Annotated in this window: 18 protein-coding genes and 1 pseudogene; 12 read left to right on the top strand and 7 right to left on the bottom strand. The window is 59.1% G+C overall.

The genetic code is table 11. The features are described from left to right. Positions 1–9 precede the first annotated feature (9 nt). Together H4W29_RS00550 and H4W29_RS00545 are read right to left on the bottom strand one after the other, a co-directional pair. Positions 10–1,158: an FAD-dependent monooxygenase gene (locus H4W29_RS00550; protein ID WP_192727223.1), complete on the bottom strand. Its 1,149-nt coding sequence runs from the start codon at positions 1,156–1,158 to the stop codon at positions 10–12. Positions 1,159–1,186: 28 nt separating this feature from the next. Next, entirely contained in the window at positions 1,187–1,432 is a 246-nt protein-coding gene (locus tag H4W29_RS00545; RefSeq protein ID WP_007827409.1) for a zinc-finger domain-containing protein, read from the bottom strand. Between the two features lie 146 nt (positions 1,433–1,578). Here H4W29_RS00545 and H4W29_RS00540 point away from each other — a divergent pair, with 146 nt between their 5' ends. The 6 genes from H4W29_RS00540 to clpA all read left to right on the top strand — a co-directional run bounded on the left by H4W29_RS00540 (position 1,579) and on the right by clpA (position 7,443). Next, positions 1,579–2,364 (top strand): alpha/beta fold hydrolase, encoded by a 786-nt coding sequence (locus H4W29_RS00540; RefSeq protein ID WP_192727222.1) that lies wholly within the window; start codon positions 1,579–1,581, stop codon positions 2,362–2,364. 132 nt (positions 2,365–2,496) lie between these two features. Further along, on the top strand, positions 2,497–3,330 hold the full coding sequence (gene cysE, locus H4W29_RS00535) for a serine O-acetyltransferase (protein WP_183729557.1): 834 nt from the start codon (positions 2,497–2,499) through the stop codon (positions 3,328–3,330). A gap of 138 nt (positions 3,331–3,468) precedes the next feature. After that, on the top strand, positions 3,469–3,672 hold the full coding sequence (locus H4W29_RS00530) for a DUF3126 family protein (RefSeq protein WP_007827403.1): 204 nt from the start codon (positions 3,469–3,471) through the stop codon (positions 3,670–3,672). Positions 3,673–3,957: 285 nt separating this feature from the next. Beyond that, positions 3,958–4,326 carry a phasin family protein gene (locus H4W29_RS00525; protein ID WP_192727221.1) on the top strand — a complete coding sequence of 123 codons (369 nt, stop codon included), beginning with the start codon at positions 3,958–3,960 and terminating at the stop codon, positions 4,324–4,326. Positions 4,327–4,589: 263 nt separating this feature from the next. Beyond that, the gene (gene clpS, locus H4W29_RS00520; RefSeq protein WP_037072724.1) at positions 4,590–4,940 is read left to right on the top strand and encodes an ATP-dependent Clp protease adapter ClpS; all 351 of its coding nucleotides are present in this window, start codon (positions 4,590–4,592) and stop codon (positions 4,938–4,940) included. Positions 4,941–4,950: 10 nt separating this feature from the next. Then, positions 4,951–7,443, top strand: coding sequence for an ATP-dependent Clp protease ATP-binding subunit ClpA (gene clpA, locus H4W29_RS00515; protein ID WP_192727220.1), 2,493 nt, complete (start codon positions 4,951–4,953; stop codon positions 7,441–7,443). Positions 7,444–7,504: 61 nt separating this feature from the next. Here clpA and H4W29_RS00510 read toward each other — a convergent pair whose 3' ends face one another. The 5 genes from H4W29_RS00510 to H4W29_RS00490 form a co-directional block, all read right to left on the bottom strand. Then, a complete protein-coding gene (locus H4W29_RS00510; RefSeq protein ID WP_192727219.1) occupies positions 7,505–7,795 on the bottom strand; it encodes a Dabb family protein in 291 nt (96 codons plus the stop codon). A gap of 59 nt (positions 7,796–7,854) precedes the next feature. Continuing rightward, a complete protein-coding gene (locus H4W29_RS00505) occupies positions 7,855–8,283 on the bottom strand; it encodes an HIT family protein (protein WP_192727218.1) in 429 nt (142 codons plus the stop codon). Positions 8,284–8,337: 54 nt separating this feature from the next. Beyond that, entirely contained in the window at positions 8,338–9,540 is a 1,203-nt protein-coding gene (locus tag H4W29_RS00500; RefSeq protein WP_192727217.1) for a GNAT family N-acetyltransferase, read from the bottom strand. Positions 9,541–9,617: 77 nt separating this feature from the next. Then, the gene (locus H4W29_RS00495) at positions 9,618–10,337 is read right to left on the bottom strand and encodes a glycerophosphodiester phosphodiesterase (RefSeq protein WP_192727216.1); all 720 of its coding nucleotides are present in this window, start codon (positions 10,335–10,337) and stop codon (positions 9,618–9,620) included. Then, positions 10,337–10,804: a RidA family protein gene (locus H4W29_RS00490; protein WP_192727215.1), complete on the bottom strand. Its 468-nt coding sequence runs from the start codon at positions 10,802–10,804 to the stop codon at positions 10,337–10,339. The genes H4W29_RS00495 and H4W29_RS00490 overlap by 1 nt, the downstream gene beginning before the upstream one ends. 150 nt (positions 10,805–10,954) lie before the next feature. Here H4W29_RS00490 and H4W29_RS00485 point away from each other — a divergent pair, with 150 nt between their 5' ends. From H4W29_RS00485 to rpsB, 6 genes and pseudogenes are all read left to right on the top strand, one after another. Next, positions 10,955–11,794, top strand: a complete 840-nt coding sequence (locus tag H4W29_RS00485) for a cell envelope integrity EipB family protein (RefSeq protein WP_192727214.1) — start codon at positions 10,955–10,957, stop codon at positions 11,792–11,794. A gap of 207 nt (positions 11,795–12,001) precedes the next feature. Beyond that, positions 12,002–13,078 carry a toxic anion resistance protein gene (locus tag H4W29_RS00480; protein WP_192727213.1) on the top strand — a complete coding sequence of 359 codons (1,077 nt, stop codon included), beginning with the start codon at positions 12,002–12,004 and terminating at the stop codon, positions 13,076–13,078. A gap of 11 nt (positions 13,079–13,089) precedes the next feature. After that, positions 13,090–14,661 (top strand): substrate-binding domain-containing protein, encoded by a 1,572-nt coding sequence (locus H4W29_RS00475; protein WP_192727212.1) that lies wholly within the window; start codon positions 13,090–13,092, stop codon positions 14,659–14,661. 7 nt (positions 14,662–14,668) lie between these two features. After that, positions 14,669–15,286 carry a 5-bromo-4-chloroindolyl phosphate hydrolysis family protein gene (locus tag H4W29_RS00470; protein WP_192727211.1) on the top strand — a complete coding sequence of 206 codons (618 nt, stop codon included), beginning with the start codon at positions 14,669–14,671 and terminating at the stop codon, positions 15,284–15,286. After that, a pseudogene (locus H4W29_RS00465) lies at positions 15,286–16,388 on the top strand (type 2 periplasmic-binding domain-containing protein). The gene H4W29_RS00470 and the pseudogene H4W29_RS00465 overlap by 1 nt, the downstream one beginning before the upstream one ends. A 222-nt stretch (positions 16,389–16,610) precedes the next feature. Continuing rightward, positions 16,611–17,378: a 30S ribosomal protein S2 gene (gene rpsB / locus H4W29_RS00460; protein ID WP_029869058.1), complete on the top strand. Its 768-nt coding sequence runs from the start codon at positions 16,611–16,613 to the stop codon at positions 17,376–17,378. The last annotated feature ends 166 nt before the right edge of the window (positions 17,379–17,544 follow it).

The raw sequence follows: 17,544 nt of genomic DNA, 5'->3' as shown, positions 1-17,544 counted from the left end.
GCCATCTGGTCAGCCGATTGAGCGGTAGCCGTAAATCCAGTCGAGATCCGCCGCGAGGCTTTGCGGCGGTTTCAGCAACAGAACGATATCCCGGCCGATGCGGATCGGTCCGCTTGCATGATAGGCAAAACGGTTGAAGGCGCCACGCTGGCGGAGCTTGGCGATGCGCGGCATGCGATGCCGTTCAAAGAGCGAGATGGCTTCGGAAACCGGGCGGGTGGCGAGGAAGGCTGCAAGCTCGAATGCATCCTCGATCGCCATCGCAGCCCCCTGTGCCGCAAAGGGCATCATGGCATGTGCTGCATCGCCTATCAGCACGGTCTTGTCACCGTCCTGCCATTTGCCCGGCGTTGTCTCGAAAAGCGGCCAGAAAGTGATGTCGCTGTGCCGCCCGAGCAAGCCGGTAACAGCCGGATGCCAGCGGCGGAAGCGTGACCGCAGAAGCTCCTGCTGAGCCCGTGTCGGTTCGCCTTGCCAGTCCTGCGGCACCGTGTTGCCAGCGGTGATCGCCACCATGTTGAAGCCGTCGGTTTCCTTCAGCGGATAGCAGACCATATGCGCGGACGAACCGAGCAGGGCCGAGACACTGGCGCGATCGAGAAAGCCTGGCGCCTCTGCCTCTGCGATAGTGAAACGGAAGGCGACATTTCCCGAAAATTGCGGGGCAGGGGCACCCGGTATTGTCTGCCGTAATCTGGACCAGACACCATCGGCGCCGATGATCACGTCGCTCGAACGCCGGCCCTGTGGTAAATCCGATTCGAAACGTGTTCCGAGATGGAGTTGGCAGAGCGGATTGGCGTTGACCGCATCCAGCAGGGCCTTCTGAAGCGTCTTGCGATGCAGGACGCCGTAGGGCGCTCCCCAGCGGCTCCTGGCAAAACTCCCGGCCGGGACTGCTGCAAGTTCGCGCAGCGAACTGCCTGAGATCAGCCGGATGGATTGCGGCTCGAGCCAGAGGCTGATCAGCCCGTCAAGCAAGCCGAGTTCGGCAAGCACGCGCGATGCATTGGGAGAGATCTGCAGGCCGGCCCCCACCTCTGCAAGCTCGGGCGCCTGTTCGAAAATATCGGAACTGATACCACGTCTTGCGAGTGCCAGAGCAGCCGTCAGGCCGGCAATTCCGGCGCCGATAATGGCGGCATGTTCGACCGGCATGGGATATCCGATCTAAAGAGGAGGGAAATTACGCCGCCTTGACGTGGAAGACGCAGCCGGGCGGGTTGGTCTGGTTGGACTTCAGCGAAGCATTGTAGCGATAAAGCGTCGAGCAGTAGGAGCAGACCTTCTCATTGTCGTCGCCCATATCGATGAAGATATGCGGATGGTCGAAGGGAGCGGATGCGCCGGTGCACATGAATTCCTTGACGCCGACTTCAATAACGCGGTGACCGCCGTCGTTCTGGAAGTGGGGAATGCTGTGGCCGGCCATGTCTGTCTCCGAATGCTTTGAATTCTTCGCGGACCTTATAGGCCTTCGAAAGAAAAGTGTAGTGCCAAAGCATGGCTCCAATGCGAGTTTTTGGCTTCACGCTTAAAGGCCGCTCGACTATGGTCGCGCCAAATAAGGACGGCCCGATGAACCTGAATACACCTGCATTTTCAAGCCTTACCCATGATGGACTGAAACTCGCTTTCTTCGATGAGGGCGATCCCTCCGGCCCCCCGGTGCTGCTGATCCACGGCTTTGCCTCATCAGCCAACGTCAACTGGGTTCATCCGGGCTGGCTGAAGACTTTGGGTGACGCCGGCTACCGTGTCATTGCCATCGATAACAGGGGGCATGGCGCCAGCGACAAGCCGCGCGATGCCGAAGCTTACAGGCCATGGTTCATGGCTGGTGACGCGATCGCGCTGCTTGATCATCTCGGTATTCCCGAGGCCAATCTGATGGGCTACTCCATGGGCGCCCGCATCTCCGTCTTTGCGGCACTTGCCCATCCAGACCGCGTCCGCTCGCTGGTGCTCGGCGGCCTCGGTATCGGCATGACGGACGGGGTGGGCGATTGGGACCCGATCGCCGATGCACTGCTTGCGCCGTCGCTTGCCGACGTCACCCACCAGCGCGGCCAGATGTTCCGCGCTTTTGCCGAGCAGACGAAGAGTGACCGTGAGGCGCTTGCCGCCTGTATCAAGGGTTCGCGCGATCTGGTTGCTCGCGCCGACATGGGTAAGATCGATGCGCCCACCCTGATCGGGGTTGGAACGAAAGACGACATTGCCGGTTCTCCCCAGGAGCTTGCGGCGCTGATGCCCGACGCCGAAGCACTGGATATTCCCGGCCGCGACCACATGCTCGCCGTGGGTGACCGAGTGTTCAAGAAGGCAGTCCTGGAATTCTACGCCAAGGTCGCTGCCGGCTGATGTCGCCGGTGAGTGATATGAACGTGATTTCATGGAAAAACGCATTGAACCGGTCTGCCGCTGGCACCCATTTATGTTATCGGCGTTTTCCTCTATATAATCGCATTTCAACGGGAAATGAGGAGACCGGAAATGGTCGCTAAGACGGATATCCGCACGCTGGACGCAGCCCATCCGCTGAAGGTGATGGACCCTATCTGGGACAGTCTGCGCGAGGAAGCGCGCCTCGCTGCGGAAAGCGATCCGGTGCTGGCGGCCTTCCTCTATTCGACGGTCATCAACCATCGCTCGCTCGAAGAATGCGTCATTCACCGTATCTGCGAGCGCCTCGACCATCCCGACATGCAGGCAAACCTGCTGCGCCAGACCTTTGAGGAAATGCTGGAGGATTGGCCGGAATGGAGCTCGATCCTGCGCGTGGATATTCAGGCAGTCTATGATCGCGACCCCGCTTGCCTGCGCTTCATGGAAGCCGTTCTCTACTTCAAGGGCTTCCACGCGCTGCAGACGCACCGGCTGGCGCATTGGCTGCTGAACCGCGGCAGGCGCGACTTCGCGCTTTACTTGCAGAGCCGCTCCTCCAGCGTCTTCCAGACCGACATCAATCCGGCCGCTCGCATCGGCAAGGGCATCTTCCTCGACCACGCGACCGGCCTCGTCGTCGGCGAAACCGCCGTCATCGGTGACAACGTCTCCATCCTGCATGGTGTGACGCTCGGCGGTACTGGCAAGGAAGGGGCCGATCGTCACCCGAAGATCGGCACGGGCGTAATGATCGGCGCAGGCGCCAAGATCCTCGGCAATATCGAGATCGGCTTCTGCTCGCGCGTTGCGGCCGGCTCTGTCGTCCTGAAAGCAGTGCCGCCAAAGACCACGGTGGCAGGCGTGCCCGCCAAGGTCGTCGGTGAAGCGGGCTGTTCCGAGCCTGCCCGCGTAATGGATCAGGTTATCGGCGCCGATATCTGAGCCTTCATTGGAAAAATGCGGAAAAACGCCTAGATCCCGTTGGAGACAGTCGTTGCTAACTCGAGCCCGCGACCTTTACAGCGCCGCTTGACCTGTGCAAGAAGCGGCCAACCGAGATCGCTTACGGAGATCAAAAGAGTGAAGCCTGAAGAAATCAAGAAGCTCGACGCCTATTTCAAACGCACGCTGAACCCGCAGATCGTGGTGAAGGCGCGCCCGCGCAAGAACGACTCCGCGGAAGTTTACATTGGCGAAGAATTTCTGGGTGTCATCTACATCGATGACGAGGACGGTGACCGTTCCTACAATTTCTCGATGGCAATTCTCGACGTCGATCTCTGATCGGTCGTCACTTCGATCAAAAGCCGTGCATCGCCAGCCGATGCATGGCTTTTTTGTTTGCGCAGGTCGCCAAATACGCGGGTTCGCCAAAATTTATGATAACCCTGCGGTTGCAGTCGCCTGATATATATTAGCAAAATCAATGAAAGACGAACGTGCCCAAAAATCCGGTCTTTAATGTCGCTAACGACTACAACCAATGGATGTTTTGCAGCGCACAAGACTACTTGACTCTTTGTGCATTGCAGCTACCCTCTGCCTGCAACAGCCAATTGGAGGATGGTCATGTTTAATTTCGATGATGCGAACCGGAAGAGCAAGGAAGCCGTAGATTCGATGCTCAAGAGCTATTCCGATACTGCCAAGGGTTTTCAGGCGATCGCCTCTGAGGCGGCCGAATATTCCAAGAAGTCCTTCCAGGATGCCGTCACCCATTTCGAGACGCTGTCAGGCTTAAAGAGCTTCGAGGCGGCCTTCGAACTGCAGACCAATTATGCGAAGTCTTCCTATGAGGCTTTCGTTTCCGAAGCGACCAAGCTCGGCGAAATGTATGCTGACCTCGCCAAAAATGCTTATAAGCCTTATGAAGCACCGATGGCTGCTGCTGCTGCCAAGGTCTCGAAAGCGACCCCGGTAGCCCCCGCAGCCGCATAAATCTTGTGGCGCGTTGCGCGCCGCCTATTGAAAATCAAAGACCGGCACCGCATCTGCGGCCGGTCTTTTTTGTTTCCCGAAGCCTGCCCTGGTTTTTACGCAGACTTTTTTGGCCTTTGCGTCAAGTCCTGCGGAATTGTGATTGCAGTCGGAAACAAGGGGCTTAAAATCGCTCTATTATGAACTACCTTAGGGTTTCAGATATTCGTCGGGAAAGCACCCCTCCCATGCTCCCTGCCGGATTGATTGAGGAATGAATGACAATGATCGCCAGACCGATCCGGATGCAGAACGACAGCGAAAGGAACGGGGACAACGGAAATCGAACCTCGGTCATCACGCGCACCAAGCCGAAGACCAAGAAACCTAATCTCTATCGCGTACTGCTTTTGAACGACGACTACACCCCAATGGAATTCGTCATTCACATCCTGGAGCGTTTTTTTCAGAAGGATCGGGAAAGTGCCACCCGCATCATGCTGCATGTCCATAACCACGGCGTCGGCGAATGCGGAATATTCACATACGAGGTAGCGGAGACCAAGGTGAGCCAGGTGATGGACTTTGCCCGGCAGCATCAGCATCCGCTGCAATGCGTCATGGAAAAGAAGTGAGGAACTGAACGTGCCAACATTTTCGCCTAGTCTTGAGAAGGCGCTCCATCAGGCACTGACCTTTGCCAACGAGCGGCACCATGAATATGCGACGCTCGAGCATCTGCTGCTCGCCCTGATCGACGATGCCGATGCGGCTGCGGTCATGGGTGCCTGCAATGTCGACCTCGACGCGCTTCGCAAAACGCTCCTGGAATATGTCGATAACGAACTCTCCAACCTGGTCACCGGTTATGACGAGGACTCCAAGCCGACGTCGGGTTTCCAGCGCGTCATTCAGCGCGCGGTGATCCATGTCCAGTCTTCCGGCCGCGAGGAAGTGACCGGTGCCAACGTGCTCGTCGCGATCTTTGCTGAGCGCGAGAGCCATGCTGCCTATTTCCTGCAGGAGCAGGAAATGACCCGCTACGACGCCGTCAATTATATTTCCCACGGTATCGGTAAGCGCCCCGGTGCTTCCGAAAGCCGTCCGCCGCGTGGTGCCGAAGAAGAGTCCGAATCCAAGCCGACCGCACGCGGCGGCAACGAGGAAGAGGGTGGGCCGAAGAAGCAGCAGGATGCGCTGAAGGCTTACTGTGTGAACCTGAACGAGAAGGCCAAGGGCGGCAAGATTGACCCGTTGATCGGCCGTAACGCCGAGGTGAACCGGACCATCCAGATACTGTGCCGCCGCTCCAAGAATAACCCGCTCTATGTCGGTGACCCCGGCGTCGGTAAAACTGCTATTGCCGAAGGCCTTGCCAAGCGCATCGTCGAAGGCAAGGTTCCGGAAGCTCTGGCCGATGCCACGATCTTTTCGCTGGATATGGGCACGCTGCTCGCCGGCACGCGGTATCGCGGTGACTTCGAAGAGCGCCTCAAGCAGGTCGTCAAGGAACTGGAAGAATATCCGGGTGCCGTGCTCTTCATCGACGAAATCCACACCGTCATCGGTGCGGGTGCAACGTCGGGCGGAGCAATGGATGCCTCGAACCTGTTGAAGCCGGCTCTGTCTTCGGGCGCGATCCGCTGCATCGGTTCGACCACCTACAAGGAATACCGCCAGTTCTTCGAAAAGGATCGGGCTCTGGTCCGCCGCTTCCAGAAGATCGATGTCAATGAGCCGTCGATCGATGATGCGATCGAGATCATGAAGGGCCTGAAGCCCTATTTCGAAGAATACCACCACCTGCGCTACTCGAACGAGGCGATCAAGACCGCTGTCGAGCTCTCGGCTCGTTATATCTCGGACCGCAAGCTGCCGGATAAGGCGATCGACGTCATCGATGAGACCGGTGCGGCCCAGATGCTGCTCCCGCCGTCCAGGCGCCGCAAGTTGATCACCGAAAAGGAGATCGAAGCGACGATTGCGACGATGGCGCGCATCCCGGCGAAAACCGTCTCGAAGGACGACGAAGCCGTTCTTGCCAATCTCGAGCAGGAGCTGCGCTCGGTCGTCTATGGTCAGGATGTGGCGATCGAAGCCCTGTCCACCTCGATCAAGCTGGCACGCGCGGGCCTCCGCGAGCCGAACAAGCCGATCGGCGCCTATGTCTTCTCCGGCCCTACCGGCGTCGGCAAGACGGAAGTCGCCAAGCAGCTTGCTGCCTCGCTGGGTGTCGAGATTCTGCGCTTCGATATGTCGGAATACATGGAGCGGCATACGGTTTCCCGTCTGCTCGGTGCACCTCCCGGCTATGTCGGCTTCGACCAGGGCGGCCTCTTGACCGATGGCGTCGACCAGCATCCGCATTGCGTGGTCCTGCTCGACGAAATCGAGAAGGCGCATCCGGATATCTACAATATCCTGCTGCAGGTCATGGACCACGGCACGCTGACCGACCACAACGGCAAGAAGATCGACTTCCGCAACGTCATCCTGATCATGACGACCAATGCGGGTGCTTCGGAAATGGCCAAGGCCGCGATCGGCTTCGGTTCGTCCAAGCGCACCGGTGAAGACGAAGAGGCGCTGACCCGCCTGTTCACGCCGGAATTCCGCAACCGTCTCGACGCGATCATTCCGTTCGCGGCACTGCCGACGGCTGTCATCCACAAGGTCGTGCAGAAGTTCATCATGCAGCTGGAAGCTCAGCTGTCCGAACGCAACGTCACCTTCGACCTGCACGAGGATGCGATCGCCTGGTTGTCCGAAAAGGGTTACGACGAGAAGATGGGTGCCCGCCCGCTGTCCCGTGTGATCCAGGAAAACATCAAGAAGCCGCTGGCGAACGAAATCCTCTTCGGCAAGCTGAAAAAGGGCGGCGTCGTCAACGTCACTGTCGGCCCGAAGGAGGACGGAAAGCCCGGCCTCATTCTGGAAGCTATCCCGGAAACGGCCCCTATCAAGCCGAAGCCGGAAGCCGAGCTGGTTCATCCGGGAGCGGTCGCTGAGGATGACGGCGAGCTGAAGACCAAGCCGGTCAAGAAGACGAAGGCCAAGACTGTGCCACAGCCTGAACCTGAAGTCCGCGACGCCCCCAAGAAGGGCTCGACGGTTCCGAAGGTTCCACGCAAGAAGTAAGCTTCGAGTGAGACACATAAAAAGGCCGCTGAAAAGCGGCCTTTTTGTTTGTTACCGAATATTAGAGCTTGGTGTAGTCGATCTCGAGGAAATCAGCGACTTCGGGTACCCAGCGGTCGCGCACGAAGGCGACATGCAGCGGGTGGATGTTGTAGGCGTCGTAACCGGCCTGATCGTCGAACTCCATTGAGAAGCCGAAAGTGAAATCGTTCTTCGGGCTCGTCTGGCGAAGTTGCTCGAAATTTCTGACGCTTGGGATCTGCTTGAGCGTCAGCGCCTCATCGAGAAAAGCCTCTTCCTCGGCAGAGCCTGCAGCGTGCTTCAGGCGGAATGCGACGGTGTGGCGGATCATGATTTCCTCCTAAATCGATGAAGTAATTTAGTATTCTGGAAAATAAAGCGGTGTTTCCGTTACGCGAGTTCCGCCTTGATCTTCTCTGCGTTGGCCGCGAGCACCGCACCGTCTTCCATCTTGCCGGAATGCGGCTTGAGTGCCACTCCCTGATGCCGCGGGATGACATGGAAATGCAGATGGAAAACGGTCTGACCTGCCGCCGGCTCGTTGAACTGGGCGATGAACACGCCATCTGCGTCGAAGGCTTCCTTGACCGCATTGGCGACCTTTTGGACGACGGTGATTGTATGGGAAAGGGAGGCGGGATCGGCATCGAAGATATTGCGGGAAGGTGCCTTCGGCAGCACCAGAACATGACCCGGCGCCTGCGGCATCACATCCATGAAGACAACGGTCTTGTCGTCCTCGTAGACGCGATGCGACGGGATCTCGCCGCGCAGGATCTTGGCGAAGATATTGTTGTCGTCATAGGCGGCGCTGGTCATGGCGAAATCTCCTCGTGTTTCCCTTGATCGCGTAGCGCGCTGGAGCCAAGCGCGTCAATCCTCCTGCAGCCGTTCGCCTTTGCGGAAGGGAGTGTGTTCAGCAAGCATCTCATTCATATATTCGACATCCTCCCGCTCGCGCTCGAGATAGTCGGCAACGGCGCGCCGCAATCCCGCATGGGCGATATAGTGCGCCGAATGCGTTGTCACCGGCAGGTAACCGCGCGCAAGCTTATGTTCGCCCTGCGCTCCGGCCTCCACTTTCTTGAGGCCTTTTTCGAGCGCAAAATCGATGGCCTGATGGTAGCAGACCTCGAAATGCAGGAAGGGGTGATCCTCGATGCAGCCCCAGTGCCGCCCGTAGAGCGTATCGCCGCCGATGAAGTTGATGGCACCCGCTATATAACGGCCGTCGCGTTTTGCCATGACCAGCAGGATGTCGTCGGCCATGCGCTCGCCGATCAGCGAGTAGAATTTGCGCGTCAGATAAGGCCGGCCCCATTTGCGCCCGCCCGTATCCATGTAGAAGGCGAAGAACTGGTCCCAGGTTTTTTCGGTCAGGTCCTTGCCGGTCAGCCAGTCAATGGTGATGCCGTTCTCAACCGCCGTCCGACGCTCCTTGCGTAGTGCCTTGCGCTTGCGGGAGGCAAGCGTTTCCAGGAACGCGTCGTGATTGGCATAACCTTCATTGATGAAATGAAACTGCTTGTCGGTGCGGTGCAGGTAGCCGTCGGTCTCGAAGACCGGCATCTCGTCCTCGGGCACAAAAGTGATATGGGCCGAGGAAATATCGAGGCGGCGGACGACCTCTTTGAGGCTTTCCGCCATCGCATTCTGAATTGGCAGTCTTGCAAACCCTTGGGCCACGAGCAGGCGCGGGCCGGTCGCGGGCGTAAACGGGATCGAGCATTGCAGCTTCGGATAATAGCTGCCGCCGGCCCGTTCAAAAGCGTCTGCCCAGCCATGATCGAAGACATATTCGCCCTGGCTGTGGTTCTTGAGGTAGCCGGGCAAGGCGCCGACCAGTTCACCCTTGTCCGTCTCCAGAAGCATGTGATGGCCAAGCCAGCCGGTCTGAGCGGTGGCCGAGCCGGATTCTTCCAGCGACGAGAGAAAGGCGTGCGAGACGAAGGGATTATAAGTGACGCTGTCGCACGTCTTTGATGCTCCCGAAAGCCTGGACCAGCGTTCGGGGGAAATCGCGGTGAATGATCGCTCGATGCGGATGGAAAGTTCGTCTGACGATTCGTCTGTCATGAAGCAAATGCGAAGCCGTTAGGGGAGGGAGCGGGCTCCCTCCCAGTCTGCGCACGATCTTGTCGAAAAAGCGAGCGTCAAACCGCCGCGCGCGGATCGAAGCCCTCGAAAGTCATTTGATCGGCATTCTCGAAAGTCTGCTTGCGAGCCTGTTCATCACGCACCGTCCAGGTGATGACCGGAATGCCCTTGTCGCGCTGGCCGGCGATGAACGGATTCGGCAGGTCGGCATAATAATAGGAGATGAAATCGAGGCCGAGTCCCATCGCTTTTTCATGCTCTGCATATTCCTCCGGCGTATTGCCGTTGGCCGTCAGCCCGATCGGGTAGGGCGCGTTGAGCTCCTTGAGATCTTTCAGCAGCCAATGGTCGAAGCTCATCAGCGCGACCTTGCCTTCATAGCCCTCGAGCACGTCGAGAACGGCTTCGGCAAAGCCCTCGTCGTCGGCTTCGCGGCCCTTGAGTTCCAGCACCAGCGGCACCTTGCCCTGCACGAGCGCGAGAAGCTGCTTCAGCGTCGGCACCTTGTCCTTCGTGCCGCCGACGGCGATCAGCCCGAGTTCCTGGGAGGTCCGTTCCCGCACGTCGCCCTTGAGGTTGCAGAGACGTTCCAGATCTTCATCATGGAAGATGACCGGCACGCCATCAGAGGCATAGTGCAGGTCGCATTCGATGGCAAAGCCCGCTTCGACCGCCCGCGAAAAAGCCGAGAGCGTGTTTTCCCAGATGGCATTGTTGAGGTCGTGGTAGCCGCGATGCGCAACCGGCAGCTCTTTGATCCAGGCGGCATTCGTCATTATGCGATTTCCATGATAGCATCGATTTCGACTGCTGCATTGAGCGGCAGGGCTGCCATACCGACGGCAGCGCGGGCATGTTTGCCGGCTTCGCCGAGCACGCCGGCGATCAGGTTCGAAGCGCCGTTGATGACGAGGTGCTGCTCGACAAAATCAGGTGCTGACGCAACGAAGCCGTTGAGCTTGATGACGCGGCGGATGCGGCTGAGATCGCCGCCAAGGGCTGTCTTCGCCTGCGCAAGAATGTTGATGGCGCAAAGCTCTGCGGCGCGCTGGCCCGTGGCAACATCGACATCTTTGCCGAGATGTCCCGTCACGGCGACCTTGCCGCCTTCGAGCGGCAATTGACCGGAAATAGTGAGAAGATTGCCGCTGACGACATAGGGGACATAATTGGCGGCAGGTGCTGCGGCTTCGGGCAAGGTTATCCCCATTTCCGACAGGCGCGTTGCGATTTGATCGGACATTTTCGTCTCCGCTTTTGTTGTCAATGCTTCAAAAATTATGCATCAAGACTAGAATCTTTAATGTGACAGTTTCGAGCCTCGATTTGGCCGCCTCGATTTGGCCGAAACGGTTCTTATAACATCGCGGACGAGTCCAATAGGAGTTAATGAATGTTCCGATCGTCACTTGCCGCTCTTCTCCTCGCGAGCGTCTCCGCCAATGGTTCGGCGGCCGCGCCGGCGACGAGCGCTGCGATCGCGACCGGGCTCGTCGCTCACCGCGCCGTTTACGACCTGGAACTGAAGGACGCTTCGGAGCGCTCCGGCATCGCCTCCATGTATGGCCGCATGGTCTATGAGTTCGACGGCAATTACTGCGAAGGCTTTACCACCAATTTCCGCTTCGTCACCCAGATCGATACCGGCGACAACGTGCGCGTCAGCGACCAGCAGACCAAGACGTTCGAGAGCCTGAAGGATGGCAAGTTCACCTTCGATACAAAGTCTTTCACCGACGACCAGCTCGACAAGGAAGTCAACGGTGCGGCTCAGGATAAGCCGGAAGGCGTGAAGGTAGACCTCACGCAGCCGGCAAGCCGTGAACTCCAGCTCGAGGAAAGCCGCTTTCCGACCGAGCACATGCTCGACGTCATCAAGAACGCCAAGGATGGCAAGCGCTTCTTCGAGGCCCGCGTCTTCGACGGTTCCGACGATGGCGACAAATCCTTGGTGACAACGACGATCGTGGGCAAGCAAGAGACTCCGGTCACGGATGAGGCAGATGCCGGCAATGCCGGCCAGTTCGCCAAGGCCGCCTTCTGGCCGGTGACGATCTCCTATTTCAACGAGAATGCCAAATCCGACACCCTGCCGGTCTACCGCATGTCGTTCAAGCTCTATGAGAATGGCATTACGCGGGATTTGACGATGGACTACGGCGATTTCGTGCTGACCGGTAAGCTTGCCAAGCTCGAGCTTCTTGACAAGAAGGCCGCGCCGGTCTGCCAGTAAGGCGGCATTCGCCGCAAGCTTAAGCGACTGTCATAAAAGCTTATTTCTAGTGCCGCTAAACTGTGAGCTCGCAAATGAGTCGTTGCGGAGCCGGTATTGCGTGGATGCCGAGTTTCCCAGCCTCGAAAGTGGATGATCCATTTGCCGCTAAAATGGGTTTGCAATTCGTAAGACCAATTGCACCACAAGCCGAGAAAGACGACCCGAATGGCCGACACCGATCTCGCAACTGTTCAGAATGCCGCCCTGCCGCCCGTTGCTGCCGATCTCTCCGAAGTCGCCCGCATTACCGACACCATCAGTATTGCGGACCGCGCCGGAATTTCCGTCTACGGCGACCGCGCGCAGCAGGCCGTCAGTGACTATGCCGACAGGATCCTGCGCGAGGTGCGCAACAAGGATCTCGGCGATGTCGGCAGGCTTTTGACCGACATCATCCTGAAATCGAAGAGCCTCGATCCAGCGTCCCTCAAGGACAAGGGTTTCCTGAGCCGCATGTTCCTCTCCGCCAAGGCGCGTCTCGAACGCTTCAAGGAGGAGTTCGAAGACGTAGCTGGCCAGATCGACCGCATCGGCCTGGAGCTCGACCGCCACAAGGATACGCTGCGCCGCGACATCGCCCTGCTCGACGATCTGCATGAAGAGACGAAACAGTCGATCGTAAGGCTCGATGCCTATGTGCAGGCAGGCAAGAACTTCGCCGAGCATTTCCGCTCGCTCGAGCTGCCGAAGCTGAAGAGCGCCGCCGACGCCGCGGTCTCCGGCCCCGGCGGCGGCATGCTGGAAGCCCAGACCTATCAGGACAGTCTCCAGGCGCTCGACCGGCTGGAAAAGCGTATCTTCTATCTGCAGCAGGCCCGCCAACTCGGCATCCAGCAGCTTCCGCAGATCCGCATCGTCCAGGCCGGCGACGAAACATTGATCGAGAATCTGCAGGCGACCTCGGCGCTGACGGTCCCTGCGTGGAAGCAGAAGATGGTCATCCTTCTCGGTCTTACCCAGCAGAAATCGGCCCTCGACCTGCAGAAGACGGTGACCGACGCCACCAATGACATGATCCGCCAGGCCTCGGAAATGATGAAGGATCAGGCGATTGCCATCGAGCAGCAGTCGCAGCGCGGCATCGTTGATATGGAGACGCTTGCCAAGGCCAATCAGGATCTGATCGACACCGTCACCGGCGTGCTGCGCGTGCAGGAGGAGGGCCGCAAGAAGCGCGCCCAGGCCGAGCAGCAGATGGAACAGCTGACGATCGACCTCAAGAAGGCGATGACCCAGGCGTGACCGGCAAAACCATGATCCGATCATTCCTCTGCGCACTGGCGCTATCTGGTCTCGCTGCGTTGGCAGGCTGTGATGCTTTCAGCGGCGGTCCGAATTTCTCGGTCGTTTCCGGCTCGGAAAACACCGTCTTGCAGCCGATCATCGAGGAGTTCTGTAAGGAGAAGCACGCGACCTGCTCCTTCAAATATGAAGGCACGCTCGATATCGGCCTCGCGCTGCAAAGCGATCAGGGTGTCGAGCAGGACGCCGTCTGGCCGGCCTCCAGCGTCTGGGTCGACATGTTCGATACCAAACGCAGGGTCAAGGACCTGACGTCTGTAGCGCAGACGCCCGTCATCCTCGGCGTGCGCAAGTCGAAGGCCGAGCAGTTCGGCTGGGTCGGCAAGGATGTTTTCATGAAGGATATCCTGGCGGCCGTGAAAAGCGGCTCGATGAAGTTTCTGATGACATCGGCTACCCAGTCGAACTCCGGTGCCAGCGCCTATCTCTCCATGCTCTCCAGTGCGCTCGGCAACAAGCCGGTGATCGAACCCGGCGATCTTGACGACAAGACGGTTCAGGACACCGTTCGAAGCCTGCTTGCCGGTGTCGCGCGCTCCTCCGGCTCTTCGGGCTGGCTCGCCGACCTCTATACGGATTCCGCCAGCAACGGCACGACCTACGATGCCATGTGGAATTATGAGGCGGTCATCAAGGAAACCAACGACAAGCTCACGGGTATGGGCAAGGAGCCGCTTTACGCCATCTATCCCGCCGATGGCGTGGCGATGGCGGATTCACCAATCGGCTTTGTCGATCATGGCCGCGGTCCTGAGGTCCAGACCTTCTTCAAGGACTTGCTCGCCTATCTGCGCTCGCCCGATGTTCAGAAGAAGATTGCCGAAACCGGTCGCCGCCTGCCGCTCGGCGGCGTCACTGCTGAACCGGAGCCGAGCTGGAATTTCGATCCGGCCAAACTGGTGACCGCGATCCGCATGCCGGAACCAACGGTAATCCGTCAGGCACTCACGCTCTATCAGGCGGCACTTCGCAAACCGTCACTGACGGCGCTCTGCCTCGATTTTTCGGGCTCCATGCAGGGGGACGGCGAGAACAGTCTGCAGCAGGCGATGCGTTTCCTCTTCACGCCCGAGGAAGCAAGCAAGGTGCTGGTGCAATGGTCGCCGGCCGACCACATCTTCGTCATTCCCTTCGATGCCAATGTCCGCGATATCTTTTCGGCTTCGGGTGATGCGATGGAGCAGCAGGGGCTTCTCAACGCAGTGTCCGGCCAGCATGCCGGCGGCGGCACCAATATGTATGCCTGCGCCGAAAGGGCGCTCCAGCAGATGGCAAAAACGGCTGATCTGTCTAATTATCTGCCGGCGATCATCATCATGACCGACGGCAGATCCGATGACCAAAGTGCGGCCTTCATGAGCGATTGGAACGCTATGGAACCACGCGTGCCGATCTTCGGCATTACCTTCGGCGATGCGGACAAGACCCAGCTGGACAGTCTGGCGGCGGCGACAGCGGCCCGCGTCTTCGACGGTCGCTCGGACCTTGCGGCAGCGTTCCGCACCGCCCGCGGTTATAACTAGGACCGGCATGGGTAACTGGCTCGGCAATGACGGCAACTGGATCGTGGCGGGAGTGGTGACGGCCATTCTCGTCCCCGTTCTGGCTTTTGCTGCCGGCATGCCGTTCTGGATTGCCGCCGTTATCGGCCTTCTGGTTTTTGCCGGCCTCGTTTTCCTGCTGGCGCCACGCAGGCTTTTCGAAGGTCTCGATATCAAGATGATCGGCCGCGGTCGCGTTGCCTTCGCGAGAGAATTGCTGGAAGGGGCTGTGCCCGCCGCACAAAGGCTGGAAACGACCGCGGACGATATCACTGACAAGCAGACGGCAGCGCGCGTGCGCCACCTAGTGGAAATCGCCGCCGATGTCTTCCGCAAGGTGGAGGCGAGGCCGGAAAGTGCCAATTCCGTACGCCGCTTCCTCAGCTACTATCTGCCGCGTGCGGCTGAAGTCGCCGAGAGCTTTGCGGTGATCGAGGCGAAACGCGCCCCTGACATCAGGCAGTTGGAGGATGTTCGCGCCGTGCTGGTGAAGCTCGAGGATGCCTTCGTTCACTATGCCGATGGCCTTGTCGATGCTGAGCTTGGCACGCTCGATACCGACCTGCGCCTCATCCAGGCATCGCTCAAAGAGGATCTCGGACGCTGATGGCCCTTTCCCGCCGCGCCTTTGGAGTTGGACTGCTCGCCACCGGTATTGCCGGCACGGGCGGCTATTTCGCCGTCCGCGACAGGCCGGAACTGCAGGGCCTGCTGGGTACGCGCACAAAGCTGTTCGGCTTCATCGGCGGCGAAAAAGAGGCTTTCCTTGCCGATCCCGATGTCGTCGACGCTATCAAGGGCTATGGCCTTTCGATCGACAGTCGCGTCGCTGGCTCCGTCGAGATGGTGCGCGAACAGGCCTTGCTTTCGCAGAGCCCGCAATTTCTCTGGCCGTCCTCCTCCATCATGGTGGATATTGCCCGCCAGAGCGGCGTGAAGATCCGCGATGACCGGGTCATGCTCAATACGCCCGTTGTCGTGTATACGTGGCAGCCTGTTGTGGACGGGTTGATCAAATCAGGCCTCGTGACGGTGATCGACGGCCATCACCAGCTCGACCTGAAGGCCTTGCTCGACGCCATCCTTGCCGGACGGACTGGTCGAAATTTGGCGTCAATGCGCTCTACGGTCGCGCTCGTATCGTCTCGACCGATCCGAACCGGTCGAATTCGGGCTTCATGTTTTCGGGCCTCGCGCTCAGCCTCTTCAGCGGCAATGTCGCGACATCAGACGACCTCGCCCAATATGGCGGCAAGGTGCAGTCGATCTTCCGCAATATGGGTTTCAAGTCGCCGTCGTCGGGCAAGCTGTTCGATCAGTATCTGGCAGGCGGCCTCGGCGGCGAACCGATGATAGTCGGTTACGAGAATCAACTCGTCGAATGGGCGCTTGCCGATGCCGACCGATGGAACCGCATCCAGTCGGGGCAGGGCGCCAAGCCCGTCGTCCTCTATCCGCGCCCGTCCGTCTATTCGGCCCATCCGCTGATCGTGGTGGACGAAACGGCCGAACGTCTGGTCGACGTGCTGACGAGCTCAAAGCTGCAGGAGCTTGCCTGGGCCAAACATGGTTTTCGCGGGCCGCTCGGCACGGCGACCGGCGATACTAAAGGTCCCGTCGCCGGTCTGCTGCCGGCGGAGATCGATGGCGTGTTGCCGATCCCGGATGCCGGCGTCATGCTCTCGCTGCTGAACATGCTGGCAAGCTGAGCCGGCGACGCGTATATATTGACGGCGCGGCTCATTCGTCCGTTCTCGTCAATTTTTTTGGCACGAGCCTTGCTTCTGCGGCAAATCGGATGTAAGGCCACGCGCATTCCACACGTAAGGCATGGGATCGTCCGGGAGAAATCCGGCTTTTCCGCCCGGTGGCATCTTCGAAGAGGATGCTGTTCGCCTTGCGGAGGTTCAACCGGCAAAGGAGTAAAAGGCATGGCATTGCCTGATTTTTCTATGCGCCAGCTTCTCGAAGCAGGCGTCCACTTCGGTCACCAGACTCACCGCTGGAACCCGAAGATGAAGCCGTACATTTTCGGCGATCGTAACAACATCCACATCATCGACCTGGCTCAGACCGTTCCGATGCTGTCGCGCGCCCTGCAGGTCGTGTCCGACACCGTTGCTCGTGGCGGCCGCGTTCTCTTCGTCGGCACCAAGCGTCAGGCTTCCGAGCTGATCGCTGACTCGGCCAAGCGTTCTGCCCAGTACTACGTCAACTCGCGTTGGCTCGGCGGCATGATGACGAACTGGAAGACGATCTCCAACTCGATCCAGCGCCTGCGCAAGCTCGACGAAATTCTGTCTTCCGAGCAGTCCGGCTACTCCAAGAAGGAGCGCCTGAACCTCGAGCGCGAGCGCGAAAAGCTCGACAAGGCCCTCGGCGGTATCAAGGACATGGGCGGCACGCCGGACCTGATGTTCATCATCGACACCAACAAGGAAAAGATCGCGATCGACGAAGCCAAGCGTCTCGGCATCCCGGTCGTCGCCATCATCGACTCGAACTGCGATCCGGACCTGATCGACTATCCGATCCCGGGCAACGACGACGCCTCGCGCGCCATCGCTCTCTACTGCGACCTGATCGCTCGCGCTGCGATCGATGGTATCGCCCGTCAGCAGAGCGGATCGGGCCGCGACCTCGGCGCTTCGACCGAAGTTCCGTTCGAGCCGGCGCTCGATGAGGCGAGCGAAGCCTGATAAAAGCGGGTGGAGCAAAACTCCGCCCAAGCTTGCAAAGATTGGGAAAGGCCGCTCGCGACTCTCAGAAGTTCGGCGGCCTTGCCCGTTTCAGGCGGAAGCTGTGATTGCTTTTGCCTCCATGAATTCTGTATGGCGCGTCTTCATAACGCTGTCATACATACAG

It is taken from the genome of Rhizobium viscosum (genome assembly GCF_014873945.1).
Lineage (GTDB): Bacteria > Pseudomonadota > Alphaproteobacteria > Rhizobiales > Rhizobiaceae > Rhizobium > Rhizobium viscosum.
Note: the sequence above shows the minus strand (reverse complement) of the source record. Positions and strands in the feature narration are given on the sequence as shown.